Consider the following 13,644-nt stretch of genomic DNA (forward strand, 5'->3'; position numbering starts at 1 on the left):
TCAAGCACAGGCAATACCCGCACGAGAGGTGTGGAGCGGCAGCGAGAGGTCGCAGGGGAACCTGCCACGGGCGTCGTGGGACGCGCGAGCTGTGCAAAAATAGAGGGAGTAATTGGAGCGAAGGAGGGGCCATGCTGGGCTTTATCGGACTGGGGAACATGAACGGCGCGATCTTGAAGGGCGTGCTCGCCGCGGGAATAGTGGAGCCCGGCGACGTGTACTTCACGCGCGCGCACGCGCAGGCCGGGCGCGACGTTGCGGGCGAGCTCGGCATCAACTTCGTCGAATCGAACGCCGAACTAGCAAAGAAACTCGGCGACGGCGACGTCATCATCTCCGGAGTCAAGCCACAGTACATGCTCGAGGTGCTGCGCGAGCTCGGCACGGACGCGAGCGGAAAGGTGATCGTGTCGGTGGCCGCCGGCGTCGCGATCGAGCGCCTAGAATCGGCGCTCCCCGAAGGAACGTCCGTTGTGCGAGCAATGCCCAACGTGCCCGCGCAGGTCGGCGCCGGAATGACGGCCCTCGCCGCGAACGCACACACCACCGAAGACGAGCTTCACGCCGTCGAGGTGCTCTTCGGAGCCGTCGGGGAAACCGTGGCCATCGCCGAGCCCTACTTCGCTACTTTCTCCGCGATCGCCGGCTGCTCCCCCGCGTGGACCTTGACCTACATTGACGCTCTCTCGCGCGCCGCGCTCGCGGCCGGCATGCCCAAGGATGTTGCGCTCAAGGTTGCCTCGCAAGCCGTGCTCGGCAGCGCAAAGTATGCGCTGGAAATGATGGACGAGGAGCGGCCCGCGCAGTTGCTTGATCGCGTGACCTCGCCGGGCGGCACGACGATCGCTGGGCTCGTTGCGATGGAGAAGGCAGGTTTCTCCTCAGCGGTTGTGCGCGGCGTCGAATCCGCCATCGCCCGCGACGCCCAACTCGGGTAAGCGCTACCTACGCTCTTTTACCGAATCGAGAGCGAAACCTGCCATTAACCGCGAGCGCGTTCGCAACAGGAGCATCGGCATCATACCGCCTGGATCACCTACTACTTTTCACCTGTGGATAACTCCGTCGGCAAATTTCCGCCACCGGGTATGCTAGAGACCAACAGTGAAGGAGGAGACATGTCTATCGAACACATCAGTGCGCATTTGTCCGAGGATGAACGGCGCTCGCTCGCACTTGACGCTCTCCATTCGGGCAAGCTCGAAGGTTTGTCACCCTCCACATTTTTGATCCACGAGCTTGAAAACTGGATTTCGGGAACGTCCTCGATTGATGAACTCATTAGCCGAGTCAAGTCGCATCACAATGCGTCGCTCTGAGAAAGTTCCAGACCCGTACGTCGATCCGATCAGTGGAGTGCTGAAGAACTTGATCGGCGCCACCACCACAAAACAGCTCAACGCATTCGAAGCAGACATCGTCCCATTGCGTCAGATCCAACTGCTACACACTGGCTGGGAAACGAGCGGAGATTTTCACGAGCTTCAGTACATTCACTTCGCACTCTTTCACGACATTTACTCGTGGGCAGGCGAACCCCGCACGATAGACATTCAGAAAAACGCCGTCGGCTCTATCCCGTTCTTCCCCGTTGCCAAGCTGGAGGATGGGATCAGTAACGCTTTTGCACAGCTAAAGTCCGATGGATATCTGCGCAACCTCAACACACAGGATTTTGTCGAGCGGCTAGCATTCCACTACGAGCAACTCAATTACCTTCACCCGTTCCGCGAAGGCAATGGCCGCGCTCAACGCGTTTTCTGGAGCCGGGTAGCCCGAGATGCCGGCCATAACATCGACTGGACCCAGCTCACCCGAGAAGACAATGATCGAGCATGCATGATCGCTATGCGAGACCTCAACCTCCAGCCTCTGATTCAGATGTTCTCAACAATTGTTCGATAGACAACTTCGCGGATTGAATCTGCTAGTCCTCCCAGGTGAGGACTTCGAGGCCGCGGATCACCACGACGGGCGTGCCCTCCAGCTCCATCACGGTGCCGGCGAGCGCCGCGAGCGCATCCGCAACAGGAGCTCCGGCGTCGGCGGCAACGTCCACACCGGCTCGGCCAATCGCGACGTCGGTGCCACCCGCGCGAGAAGCCGTCACGATCACGCCGGCTCGGCCACCGAAACGCGCGGCGAGCCCGCGCCGGATTTCGGCCGCGGCGGCGTCGGGATCGCTGGGGGCACCCAGGCCGAGCTTGGCAGGGATGCCAGCGCGCGTGCGGAAGCCGCTCGGTTGGGTGCCTTCCTTGTGCCAGCGGCCTTGCGCTTTCGCCACAATTTTTCCGGCGACGGCCACCACGTCCGCGCCGCGCAAGTGTTCCCCACCCTCGAGAGAGTTGAGCGCTGAGCCGATCACGGCGGCGACGTCGTCGCCGCCGGTGAGCTGCGGAATGCCATGCACGGGAAAAATCTGGATCATGCGCACTAGTGTACCCACCGCCACCGACGCCGGCCGGTCACCAATCTTCCACGCGCAACGACCACCGAGTTCCAGAATCCGTGCGCCGACGTCGCCCGCCAACCACGCTCCTCCTACCAAACAACGCGAGCCGCGCCCCGGCGTCGGGCACGTCACTCTCCCGCCCGCTCCCCGATGCCGTAAAACGGGCGCCCCCGTGAGACAATAGGCGCATGACTCAAAATAAATCCGCATTGCTCGATCACACGGAGGTTCCGGATAGGGCGTCCCTCGAAGGTCTCGAGGATCGCTGGGAGAAGTCCTGGACTGACAACCGCACCTATAGCTTCGATCGCGAGACCACGCGTGAAGCCGTCTATTCTGTGGACACTCCCCCGCCCACGGTCTCTGGCTCTCTTCACGTGGGCCACGTTTTCTCCTACACCCACACTGATGTGGTGGCCCGCTACCAGCGCATGACGGGCAAGAACGTGTTCTACCCGATGGGCTGGGATGATAACGGCCTGCCCACCGAGCGCCGCGTGCAGAACTACTACGGCGTTCGTGTGGATCCGTCGCTTCCGTACGAGGAGAATTTCGTTCCTCCGCACGACGGCGGTGATGGCAAGTCGATCAAGTTTGCCGATCAGAAGCCGATTTCGCGTAAGAACTTTATTGAGCTGTGCTGGAAGCTCACGGCCGAGGACGAGAAGCAGTTCGAGGCGCTGTGGCGCCGCCTGGGCCTGTCGGTGGATTGGGAGCAGAACTACCAGACCATCGGTTCGAAGGCGCAGAAGGTTGCGCAGGCAGCGTTCTTGAAGAACCTGGAGCGCGGCGAGGCGTACCAGGCGCAGGCTCCGGGCCTGTGGGACGTCACGTTCCAGACGGCGGTGGCGCAGGCCGAGCTCGAGGCTCGCGAGTACCCGGGCGCTTACCATGCGCTCGCGTTCCATGCGAAGGATGAGGACGTGGTCATCGAGACCACCCGTCCGGAGCTCCTGCCCGCGTGTGTGGCGCTGATTGCTCACCCGGATGATGAGCGTTACCAGCACCTGTTTGGCACCACTGTGACCTCGCCAGTGTTCGGCGTTGAGGTGCCTGTTGTGGCGCACCCGATGGCTGAGATCGATAAGGGCGCCGGTATCGCTATGTGCTGTACGTTCGGCGATCTGACCGACGTCGTGTGGTGGCGCGAACTCGATCTGCCGATGCGCACGGTGCTCGGCAAGGACGGCCGCATGAACCGCGAGATCCCCGAGTGGATCACGGACGAGGCCGGCCGCGAAATGTATGCGGAAATGGCTGGGAAAACCACCTTCTCGGCTCGCAAGGCTCTCGTTGAGAAGCTCAAGGAAACGGGCGAGATGATCGGCGATGAGAAGCCGACCCAGCGTATGACGAACTTCTTCGAGAAGGGCGATAAGCCGCTCGAGATCGTCACCTCACGCCAGTGGTACATCCGCAACGGTGGCCGCGCCCACGAGGAGGCGAACGGCAAGGATCTTCGCCAGAACCTGCTTACTCGCGGCTCGGAGCTGGCGTTCCACCCGGATTTCATGCGCGTACGTTACAACAACTGGGTTGAGGGCCTGAATTCGGATTGGCTCGTGTCGCGTCAGCGTTACTTCGGTGTGCCGTTGCCGTTGTGGTACAAGGTCACCGAGGCTGGGGATGTGGATTACGACGCCGTTTTGACGCCGTCGATTGACTCTCTCCCAATCGATCCGACCACGGACGTTCCGGCTGGCTACACGGAGGAGCAGCGCGGCGTGCCGGGCGGCTTCGTGGGCGAAGTGGACATCATGGATACGTGGGCTACTTCGTCGCTGACCCCGCAGATCGCGGGCGGCTGGCTCACGGATGAGGATCTGTTTGCCAAGGTGTACCCGATGGATGTGCGCCCGCAGGGTCAGGACATCATCCGTACCTGGCTGTTCTCTACCGTGGTGCGCGCTCACCTCGAGTTTGGCGCGTTGCCGTGGAAGAACGCCACGATTTCGGGCTGGATCCTGGATCCGGATCACAAGAAGATGAGTAAGTCGAAGGGCAACGTTGTGACCCCGCTTCAGCTTCTTGAAAAGCACGGTTCCGACGCCGTTCGTTACTGGGCAACGTCGGCTCGCCTGGGTACGGATGCGGCTTTCGATGAGCAGCAGATGAAGATTGGCCGCCGCCTGGCGATGAAGGTGCTCAACGCGTCGAAGTTCGCGCTGTCGATGGGCGGCGAGGGCGCTGTGGATCTGGATCTGTCGAAGGTCACCGAGGTGCTCGATCGCGCACTGCTCGCTCGCCTTGCTGAGGTTGTGGAGGGCGCAACGGCCGCGTTCGAGAAGTTCGATCACACGCGTGCGCTCGAGATCACCGAATCGGCGTTCTGGGCATTCTGTGACGATTACCTGGAGCTGGTGAAGGATCGTGCCTACGATCGCGACGGCGCCTACTCCGCGGCTGGCCAGATGGCGGCCGTGGAATCGGCTCGCGTCACGCTGAACACTGCGGTGGATACGTTCGTTCGCCTGCTCGCTCCTACCCTCCCCTTCGCTACCGAAGAGGTGTGGAGCTGGTACCGCACGGGCAGCGTTCACCAGGCGCAGTGGCCGACGTCGGAGGCGTTGGTTGCGGCAGCGGCTGGCACCGATTCGGATATTCTCAAGTCTGCTGGCAGCGTGCTTCAGGCGCTACGCAAGGTGAAGTCGAACGAGAAGGTGTCTCAGCGTATGGCGTTCCTCTCGCTCGCCGTCACCGTTCCGAGCGAGGACGTTGCCGACGTCAAGGCCGTACTTGCGGACCTGAAGGCGGCAACGCACGCCACGGGTTCGTTCGAGATCACGGCTGGCGAGGATCTGGAGGTCACCTCCTACGAGCTCGATCGCCCGGCAGAGTGATCGCTCCAGGTAAGAAGTAATCGCCACAGGCGATAATGGTGTGGGCGGAAGGTCAAACCTTCCGCCCACACCTGCATATCAGCACAATTGTTTGCGTGATCCTACGTGCTGATCGCGGCCTCACATACAGAGTATGTAAGCCGTCATTCACCGCGCGTCGGTCACCGAGCGATCACAGATTCACTTGCTCGCAATTTTGCACACCGTGGCCTTGCGGTTCGCCGCGACCCAGCGGTACACGCGGCGCGCGAGCGGCGCGATGATCGGCAACGCGAGCGCCCGGCCAATGATCGGCCACGCTCCCCGAGCGCGGCGCAACAGCTGCGAGATCGCCAGATGCTCGGCGTATTCGCGCCCATCGACAACAGCCAGCGCCGTACGTTCCAGGTCCACCGACGTCGGGCGCCGGTACTGGTAGGAGGGCACGAACGTGACGTCGTGGGTGCGCGAGCCGAAGTAGGCGACCACGCGAGAGCAGAAACCGCAGTCGCGGTCGTAAACGAATTCCATGCCGAGCCTTTCACCCCGAGTTCACTTTCCTCGGATATCCTAGCGTTGACAAGGAAGTCGCACGTCACCCCGAAGTTCTACCTTCGGGGCGTAAGTTACGGTATCGTACATCCCAGGACCCTAACCGAAGGATGAAGTATGAAGAATGTGATTGACGAAGAGGGCGTGGCCTACACTCCCGGCAAATTCCATGTGGAAGATACGCTCTCCATCCCGAAGTGGCTGATCCAGCTCGCCGCAGACCGCCCACTTGCCACCGTGATCGAACGCAAGGTCGGCCTGGGCAATGCATGGGTGCCAGTCACCTACCGCCAGTACATCGGCGAAATCCGTGCGCTCGCGCGTGGCCTCATCGCCCACGGTGTGAAGCCCGGCGATAACGTGGCGATCATGGGCCATACCTCGGACAACTGGGCAATGCTCGATTACGCCATCCAAATGGCCGGCGCCGTGGTGATCCCAATCTACGAAACCGATACGGCTCCGCAGATTGAATGGATTTTTGAAGATTCGAACGTGCGCTTCGCGTTCGCGGAAGACGAATCCATGGCAGGCGTGATGAAGCCGATGATCGACCGCTTCGAGAATCTTGAGGAAGTGTTCGTGATCGCAAACGACGCGATCTCCACGCTCACAGCCGAGGGCCGCCCGGAATTGGACGAAGAAATCGACCGCCGCGTTGAAGCATTGCGCGCTGACGACATCTTCACCGTGATCTACACCTCCGGCACCACCGGCCGCCCGAAGGGCGTGGAGCTCACACACCGCAACTACCTCCATACCGCGATCAACGGCCCTCTCGACGACGAGCTGAAGCCGGCTCTTCGTGAGGGCGGGCGCGTGTTGCTCTTCCTTCCGCTCGCTCACTCGTTTGCGCGCTTCATCAACATGGCCGTGATGTATGCGGGCATGCCGATCGGTTACTCGCCCGATGCAAAGAACCTGGTTGCGGATATGCAATCGTTCCGCCCCACGTTCGTGCTTGCTGTTCCGCGCGTGTTCGAGAAGATCTACAACGCTGCCGATGCGAAGGCGGGCAAGGGCGCGAAGCTCAAGATGTTCCGCTACTTCGCGAAGGTCGCGATCGAGTATTCGCGCGCGCTGGACACGAAGGAAGGCCCGTCGCCGTGGCTGAGGGCACAGCGCCAGCTCGGCGACAAGCTCGTGTACTCAAAGATTCGCCAGATCACGGGCGGCCAGTTTGAGTGGGCCGTATCGGGCGGAGCTCCGCTTGGCGCCCGCCTGGCACACTTCTTCCGCGGGATCGGGATGCCGATCCTGGAAGGCTACGGTCTGACGGAATCCTCTGCCCCGACGTCGGTGAACCGCTGCAATCGCATGCGTATCGGTTCAGTAGGCCCGGCCTACGCCGGCACGTACGTGAAGGCGAGCGAGGAAGGCGAAATCCTGATCAAGGGCGAGCACGTGTTCCACTCCTATCGCAATAATCCGCAAGCTACCGCGGAATCGTTTACCGAGGATGGCTGGTTCAAGAGCGGCGATCTGGGGCACGTGGATGAGGATGGGTTCATCTGGATCACGGGCCGCAAGAAGGAACTGATCGTGACCGCCGGCGGTAAGAATGTTTCCCCGGCCGAGCTGGAGGATCGTCTGCGCGGCCACCCGCTGATCTCGCAGGTGGTGGCAGTGGGTGATCAAAAGCCATTCGTCTCCGCGCTGATCACGCTGGATCCGGATATGTTGCCGGGCTGGTTGCGTAACCATAACCTGCCGCAGATGTCTCTGACAGACGCTGTGACGGATCCGCAGGTGATCGCAGCGATCGACCGTGCGGTGAAGCGCACGAACGAGCACGTCTCGCGTGCAGAGTCGATCCGCAAGTTCACGATTCTGCCCACCGATTTCACCGTGACCAACGGCTACTTGACGCCGTCGATGAAGGTGAAGCGCGCCGCGGTGCTCAAGGGCTTCGCTGCGGAGATCGAGAAGATCTACGAAGGCAAGTAAGCGAAAATCGAACGGAGGGCCGGTTCGGGATTTTCCCGAACCGGCCCTCCGGCGTTCTGTGCGGCGTGTCCGCCCCGCGCGGCGATCGCCCGTTGTGGCCGACGCCCACAACCCGGCGCGCGTCCGTCAGCGCTTACGCCGACGCCGAGGCGCGGTTTGAGAGCACGAGGGTGGGCTCCGCCTTCCCGGAGAGCACTTCGCCGCTGATCACGACCTTCTCAACGTCCTCGCGCGAGGGGATCTCAAACATCAGCTCACCAAGCACACGCTCCATGATCGATCGCAGGCCACGCGCACCAGTGCCGCGCTCCATCGCCTCCTTCGCGATCGCACTCAAAGCATCGGCCGTCATCTCGAGCTTCACACCGTCGATCTCGAACATCTTCTGGTATTGCTTGAGCAGCGCGTTCTTCGGCGTGGTCAAAATCTGAACCAGATCCTCTTCCTCGAGCGGATCGACCACCGCCGTCACTGGCAGGCGGCCCACGAGCTCAGGGATCAGACCAAACTTGTGCAGATCCTCAGGCGTGACCTCGTGGAAAACTTCCGCACCGCGGTCGGCGTCGTGCAACTCTGCGCCGAAGCCGATGCCTCGGCGGCCCGTGCGGGAGGAAATAATATCCTCCATGCCCGCAAACGCGCCGGCCACAATGAACAAAATGTTCGACGTATCGAGATCGATGAACTCTTGCTGTGGATGCTTGCGCCCGCCCTGCGGCGGCACAGAAGCGACCGTACCCTCGATGATCTTCAACAGCGCCTGCTGCACGCCCTCGCCGGAAACGTCGCGCGTAATCGACGGGTTCTCGCTCTTGCGCGAAATCTTGTCGATCTCGTCGATGTAAATAATGCCGCGCTGGGCACGCGCCACATCGTTATCCGCGGCCTGGATGATCTTGAGCAGAATGTTCTCCACATCCTCGCCCACGTAACCGGCCTCGGTGAGCGCAGTGGCGTCTGCAATCGCGAACGGCACGTCGAGCATCTTTGCCAGCGACTGCGCCAAATACGTTTTGCCCGTACCCGTGGGGCCGATCATCAAAATGTTGGACTTGCCGATTTCCACATCGTCGCGATCGAGGCTCTTGCCCGCAGCCTTGAGCTTCTCTTGTGCCCGCAGACGCTTGTAGTGGTTGTACACCGCGACGGCGAGCGTGCGCTTCGCGCTGAACTGCCCCACTACGTACTGGTTGAGGAAGTCAAAAATCTCTTGCGGCTTCGGAAGTGGCTTCTCTCCCTGCTTCGGGGCGTCGTTCGCCAGCTCCTCGGCAATGATTTCGTTACAGAGGTCAATACACTCGTTGCAGATGTACACCCCGGATCCTGTGATCAGCTTGCGCACCTGGCGCTGGCTCTTTCCACAGAACGAGCATTTGAGGGTGTCGGCTGCGTCGGCCGTGCGTGTCATGAAACCTCCCTTGTCCCCCACCATTTCACACCATGAACGGCGATTTTTCTATGAGCCACGCCCTAGGCTCGCAACCTGCGAGCGGGAGCACGTTTACCGAGGCCGGTGCGCGAGTTATGCAGTCGGCGCGAGCCGAGCCCCGGCGTCGGGAATGCACTGAGGGCGGGGCCAAAACCCCGCCCTCAACGCCACGTGACTCTCAGGCGCCCGGAAGCTGCTCCGGGGTTGCCTTACGCGAAACCAGCACCTGATCCACCAGGCCATACTCCTTAGCCTGCTGGGCGGTGAGGATCTTGTCGCGGGAGACGTCCTTCTTCACCTGCTCCGGATCCTGGCCGGTGTGTGTGGCGATCGTGTCGATGATCCAGCGGTTCATACGATCCACCTCATCAGCGATGATCTCCAGATCCGAGGCCTGGCCTTGTGCGCCCTGCATTGCCGGCTCGTGAATGAGGATACGAGCGTTCGGCAGTGCGAGGCGACGACCGGGCGAACCAGCAGCGAGCAGAACGGCTGCGGCCGACGCGGCCTGGCCGAGACAGACCGTCTGGATCTGCGGCTTGATGTACTGCATCGTGTCGTAGATCGCGGTGAGCGCCGTGAAGGAGCCGCCCGGGGAGTTGATGTACATCGTGATCGGAGCATCGGGATCGAGCGACTCGAGAACGAGGAGCTGGGCCATGATGTCATCTGCGGAGGCATCGTCAACCTGCACGCCGAGGAAGATGATGCGATCTTCGAACAGCTTGGCGTACGGATCTTGGCGCTTGTAGCCGTAAGGCGTGCGCTCCTCGAAGTTCGGAAGGATGTAACGGTTGGTGGGCATGGCCGGCGCGAGACCGCCCGGCTGGGCCTGGCCCGCCGCAATATTCGAGAGGTTAAAGTTGTTCATCATGCGCGTTTCTCCTCTCAGTTTTCACCTTGGTTGCCGTGGCCTTCGGCCACGCCGCCGCCACCGATCACGGAGGTGGACGATTCGATAATGTGATCCACGAACCCGTACTCGAGGGCTTCGGTTGCGGTGAACCAGTGGTCACGATCCGAATCGCGCAGGATTTCCTCGAGCGTGTGGCCTGTGTGGTCCGCGTTGAGCTGCGAGAGCTCCTGCTTCATCTGCAGGATCAGATCGGCGTTGATGCGGATCTCGGTGGCGGTTCCGCCGACGCCGCCGAGCGGCTGGTGCATCAGCACACGAGTGTGTGGGGTGATGTAGCGCTTGCCTTTTGCACCTGCGGTGAGCAGGAACTGGCCCATCGAAGCGGCCATACCCATGCCCACGGTTGCCACATCCGGCTTCACATACTGCATGGTGTCGTAGATCGCCATGCCAGCGGTGACGGAGCCACCGGGGGAATTGATGTACAGGTAGATGTCCTTGTCCGGATCTTCCGCCGAGAGCAGCAGAAGCTGTGCACAGATCACGTTTGCGGACTGGTCAGTAACTTCCGATCCGAGCCAGATGATCCGCTCTTTGAGCAGACGGTTGTAGATCGAATCTCCAAGGCCGAATGCGCCCTGAGGGCCTTCGCCGGCATTGGTTGGAACGCTCACGTTTCCTCCTTTTAAAAACTATTGCTTCACCGAGTATAACGAGTGGAGGGAAGGATTCCTCCTTCCCTCCACTGTTAGCGAATTGTGACGCGCGTTAGGCGCTCTCAGGCCTTGGCGAGGATGGTCTTGCGACCCTTGCCCTCTTCCTCAGCCTTAATCACGCGGGCCTTCTCGGCGTCGTCTGCGGACTCGAGGTAAGCGAGCACTTCGTCTACCTTGTGGTCGGCCGGATCGAAATCGCCAGCGGCGGCCTTCTTCTCAGCCTTGGCCGGCTTATCGGCCTTCGTCTCCTCGGCCTTCTTCTCAGCCTTGGCCGGCTTATCAGCCTTCCTCTCGGCCTTAGGAGCCTTGGCCGACACCTTGCGGGTAGCCTTCTGGGCGCCGAAGTCGAAATCCTTCTCCTTCTCGTCGCGCTCGCCGATCACCTCGGCAACGTCGAACTTCTCGCCCTTGGCATCCACGACGTTCGCGAAGCGAAGAGCGGTGAGGAGAGCCTTGTTGCGGGCAACCTCGCCGGCGAACACGTTCACCTGGTTGGTCTGAACTGCGGCCTGGATGAACTGGTTCGGATCCATGCCGTAGGCCTGTGCCTGCTGGACGAGGAAGTTGAGCAGCTCGTCCTGCTCCACCTGCACGCCGAACGCCTCAGCGTACTCGTCAAGGAGGAGCTGGGTGCGCAGTGCCTCTTCGACGTCGCCACGGATCTCGTCCGCGTGAGCGTCGTCGGCAGTCTTGCCTTCCTGCTTGAGGTGGTTGGCGATCTCAGCCTCAACCACGCCCTCCGGAAGTGCGAAATCGGATGCCTCGAGGAGCTGCTTGAGGAGCTCGGTCTGAGCGTCCACAATCTGAGCCTCGGCCTTGTTGTTCTTGGCGGTCTCAGCGAGGTCCTTCTTGAGCTCGTCGATGGTGTCGAACTCGGAAGCCATCTGAGCGAAATCGTCGTCAGCTTCCGGGAGCTCCTGCTCCTTGACCGAGTGCACCGTGATCTTGACGTCGCCCTCTTCGCCTTCGTGCTCGCCGCCCTTCATCGCGGCTGTGAACTCCACGACGTCGCCAGCCTTGGCACCGGTGAGCGCCTCATCCTGACCGTCGAGCATCGAACCGTCGCCGATCTTGTAGGAGATGCCGGAGACATCGTCGATCTCTTCACCGTCGATCGTCGCAACGAGATCGATGTTGACGAAGTCGCCTTCTTTAGCGGCGCGCTTGACGTCCTTCAGCGAAGCAAAACGCTGGCGAAGATCCGTGAGCTCGTTCTCCACATCCTCGTCGGTCACGTCGGTGGACTCGAGGGTGAGGGTCACGTCTGCCGGGTTCGGCATGATGATCTCGGGGCGCACAACCACGTTGATGAGCACGCGCAACGGGTTGTCGTCCGACTTGCCGGTCATCTCCGGGTGCGAATCGAGATCGACTTCCGGCTGAGCCATCGGCACGAGGCCGAGCTCATTCATGGCGGTCTGGTAGTACTTGTCCAGGTTGTCGTTGATCGTCTGATCGATCAGGTAGTGCTTGTCCAGGTTCGCCTCGAGCACGCGGCGCGGGGCCTTGCCCTTACGGAAGCCGGGGATCGTGATCTGCTTGCCGGCCTCCTTCACGCTCTTGTCGTAGGCTGCTGCAAACTCGTCCGCCGCAACCTCGATGGTCACGTTGGCGCGAGTGGCGCTGAGGAACTCAACGGAATTCTTCACGGATTAACTCCACTCAGTATGTTGGGGACTTTTCGTCCATTGCTTTTCTTCTCGGCGCGATCTTGCCGCGACCGAGTTGGTCTAAGGCGCGGTAATTACACGCATACTGCTCCATAATAAACCATTGGCGCGGCTTTTCGCGCATTCGGGTTGATGTTTCTCACCACGTTCGCCGGCGGAAAAAGAAAGGCCCGGTATCCGTGTTTCAACGAATAACCGGGCTTTTCAGCTGGTCGGGATAGCGGGATTTGAACCCACGACCTTCCGCTCCCAAAGCGGACGCGCTACCAACCTGCGCTATATCCCGTGTGTTTTGCGATCGACTCTCCCTCGAAAACGAAATGACAAGAGAGAATCTGTCACTAACGTCGGCAAGCATAACAGTGCCGGAAAAGGCCCGCAAATTTTCATTTGCCCAGGGCGCACGATTTCAATCAGTGTTAGAATGACACTGCCGGCGATAAAAGGGTCAGGGATCCTTTTCCGATTGCTCCGAAGGGTGCGGGAGGATAGCCGGCCTTTAACGTTTACGCGTACCCCACGGAAACCGAACGCTATTGGTCGAGGGCTGAATCCACTGCACATCTTGAGCGATCGGTTTCCCTTTGATCCGGCGCTGTGTCGCCCACAGCAGATAATCGGCAGCCTGCAACCCCCACGCCGAATCCGAATCCCAAAAACACGGGGTTATTTGTTGAGGCATCTGGTTCACGATATCGACAAATGCAACTTTCGCCGATTCTCTAAAGCTTTTCGTCGAGATAGTTGCCAAAACAACGTAAAGGCGGTCTCCGGGAGAAAGCACTTCCGTGCACAAATATTTCAGATGCAGATATAGCGCCATCTTATATAGACGCGCTTTCCCTTCTTCCTTGACATAACCACATGCATTGTCTTTGCAGAGAAGAGTTGCGTCGAAACTCAATTTATGTTGAGCGATGAGCGCAAAGACCTCGCTCCTGGTCGCCCAGGTATCGTTCTTCGCATGAAAGCCGTGAGGAGTAGCAACTCCACGATCTTCCAGAGAGGCCCTCAGAACATGCGCGTCCCAGATCGCAGATCCGTGCTCCCCGGAATAAATCACCGATCCAAAGCCGAAATATGGAAGCTCATTCCCTCCAGAATGCGAATAGTCCGGAGTACCAGTCTCATCAAGATAGATGAAGTAATCAGACATATATTAATGGTAACAAACACATTCATACTGTCTATATTCACAGAATA

The 13,644-nt window shown here is 60.4% G+C and carries 12 protein-coding genes and 1 tRNA gene; 5 read left to right on the plus strand and 8 right to left on the minus strand.

The window, feature by feature from the left end:
* The first annotated feature begins 131 nt into the window (after positions 1-131).
* From proC to P8A24_RS06140, 3 genes are all read left to right on the plus strand, one after another.
* Positions 132-938, plus strand: coding sequence for a pyrroline-5-carboxylate reductase (gene proC / locus P8A24_RS06130; protein ID WP_278057742.1), 807 nt, complete (start codon positions 132-134; stop codon positions 936-938).
* 180 nt (positions 939-1,118) lie between these two features.
* Positions 1,119-1,319, plus strand: coding sequence for an antitoxin VbhA family protein (locus P8A24_RS06135; protein WP_278057743.1), 201 nt, complete (start codon positions 1,119-1,121; stop codon positions 1,317-1,319).
* Between the two features lie 37 nt (positions 1,320-1,356).
* Positions 1,357-1,905, plus strand: a complete 549-nt coding sequence (locus tag P8A24_RS06140) for a Fic/DOC family protein (RefSeq protein WP_278057744.1) — start codon at positions 1,357-1,359, stop codon at positions 1,903-1,905.
* Between the two features lie 22 nt (positions 1,906-1,927).
* Here P8A24_RS06140 and P8A24_RS06145 read toward each other — a convergent pair whose 3' ends face one another.
* A complete protein-coding gene (locus tag P8A24_RS06145; protein ID WP_278057745.1) occupies positions 1,928-2,428 on the minus strand; it encodes a coenzyme F420-0:L-glutamate ligase in 501 nt (166 codons plus the stop codon).
* 212 nt (positions 2,429-2,640) lie between these two features.
* On the opposite strand from P8A24_RS06145, the gene valS reads away from it, so the two are divergent.
* Complete coding sequence (gene valS, locus P8A24_RS06150; RefSeq protein WP_278057746.1) at positions 2,641-5,292, plus strand: valine--tRNA ligase; 2,652 nt, start codon at positions 2,641-2,643, stop codon at positions 5,290-5,292.
* Positions 5,293-5,472: 180 nt separating this feature from the next.
* Here the strand turns inward: valS and P8A24_RS06155 are convergent, their stop codons facing one another.
* Positions 5,473-5,802 (minus strand): thiol-disulfide oxidoreductase DCC family protein, encoded by a 330-nt coding sequence (locus P8A24_RS06155; protein ID WP_278057747.1) that lies wholly within the window; start codon positions 5,800-5,802, stop codon positions 5,473-5,475.
* Positions 5,803-5,940: 138 nt separating this feature from the next.
* On the opposite strand from P8A24_RS06155, the gene P8A24_RS06160 reads away from it, so the two are divergent.
* Positions 5,941-7,770: an AMP-dependent synthetase/ligase gene (locus tag P8A24_RS06160; RefSeq protein ID WP_278057748.1), complete on the plus strand. Its 1,830-nt coding sequence runs from the start codon at positions 5,941-5,943 to the stop codon at positions 7,768-7,770.
* A 133-nt stretch (positions 7,771-7,903) separates the two neighbouring features.
* Here the strand turns inward: P8A24_RS06160 and clpX are convergent, their stop codons facing one another.
* From clpX to P8A24_RS06190, 6 genes are all read right to left on the minus strand, one after another.
* Positions 7,904-9,178 carry an ATP-dependent Clp protease ATP-binding subunit ClpX gene (clpX, locus tag P8A24_RS06165; protein ID WP_278057749.1) on the minus strand — a complete coding sequence of 425 codons (1,275 nt, stop codon included), beginning with the start codon at positions 9,176-9,178 and terminating at the stop codon, positions 7,904-7,906.
* 199 nt (positions 9,179-9,377) lie between these two features.
* A complete protein-coding gene (locus tag P8A24_RS06170) occupies positions 9,378-10,073 on the minus strand; it encodes an ATP-dependent Clp protease proteolytic subunit (protein ID WP_442319916.1) in 696 nt (231 codons plus the stop codon).
* A 14-nt stretch (positions 10,074-10,087) separates the two neighbouring features.
* Entirely contained in the window at positions 10,088-10,729 is a 642-nt protein-coding gene (locus P8A24_RS06175; protein WP_278057750.1) for an ATP-dependent Clp protease proteolytic subunit, read from the minus strand.
* Between the two features lie 104 nt (positions 10,730-10,833).
* Entirely contained in the window at positions 10,834-12,420 is a 1,587-nt protein-coding gene (gene tig / locus P8A24_RS06180) for a trigger factor (RefSeq protein ID WP_278057751.1), read from the minus strand.
* A gap of 230 nt (positions 12,421-12,650) precedes the next feature.
* A tRNA-Pro gene (locus P8A24_RS06185) sits at positions 12,651-12,727 on the minus strand.
* Positions 12,728-12,940: 213 nt separating this feature from the next.
* Positions 12,941-13,597: a DUF3800 domain-containing protein gene (locus tag P8A24_RS06190; RefSeq protein ID WP_278057752.1), complete on the minus strand. Its 657-nt coding sequence runs from the start codon at positions 13,595-13,597 to the stop codon at positions 12,941-12,943.
* Positions 13,598-13,644: the final 47 nt, after the last annotated feature.

This window comes from Arcanobacterium wilhelmae, from assembly GCF_029632765.1.
Lineage (GTDB): Bacteria > Actinomycetota > Actinomycetes > Actinomycetales > Actinomycetaceae > Arcanobacterium > Arcanobacterium wilhelmae.

What these genes read in the sequence shown, in the direction of transcription:
- proC (WP_278057742.1), top strand. Translation starts at nt 132, where the DNA reads ATGCTGGGCTTTATCGGACTGGGGAACATGAACGGCGCGATCTTGAAG.
- P8A24_RS06135 (WP_278057743.1), top strand. Translation starts at nt 1,119, where the DNA reads ATGTCTATCGAACACATCAGTGCGCATTTGTCCGAGGATGAACGGCGC.
- P8A24_RS06145 (WP_278057745.1), bottom strand. Translation starts at nt 2,428, where the DNA reads ATGATCCAGATTTTTCCCGTGCATGGCATTCCGCAGCTCACCGGCGGC.
- valS (WP_278057746.1), top strand. Translation starts at nt 2,641, where the DNA reads ATGACTCAAAATAAATCCGCATTGCTCGATCACACGGAGGTTCCGGAT.
- P8A24_RS06155 (WP_278057747.1), bottom strand. Translation starts at nt 5,802, where the DNA reads ATGGAATTCGTTTACGACCGCGACTGCGGTTTCTGCTCTCGCGTGGTC.
- P8A24_RS06160 (WP_278057748.1), top strand. Translation starts at nt 5,941, where the DNA reads ATGAAGAATGTGATTGACGAAGAGGGCGTGGCCTACACTCCCGGCAAA.
- clpX (WP_278057749.1), bottom strand. Translation starts at nt 9,178, where the DNA reads ATGACACGCACGGCCGACGCAGCCGACACCCTCAAATGCTCGTTCTGT.
- P8A24_RS06170 (WP_442319916.1), bottom strand. Translation starts at nt 10,073, where the DNA reads ATGATGAACAACTTTAACCTCTCGAATATTGCGGCGGGCCAGGCCCAG.
- P8A24_RS06190 (WP_278057752.1), bottom strand. Translation starts at nt 13,597, where the DNA reads ATGTCTGATTACTTCATCTATCTTGATGAGACTGGTACTCCGGACTAT.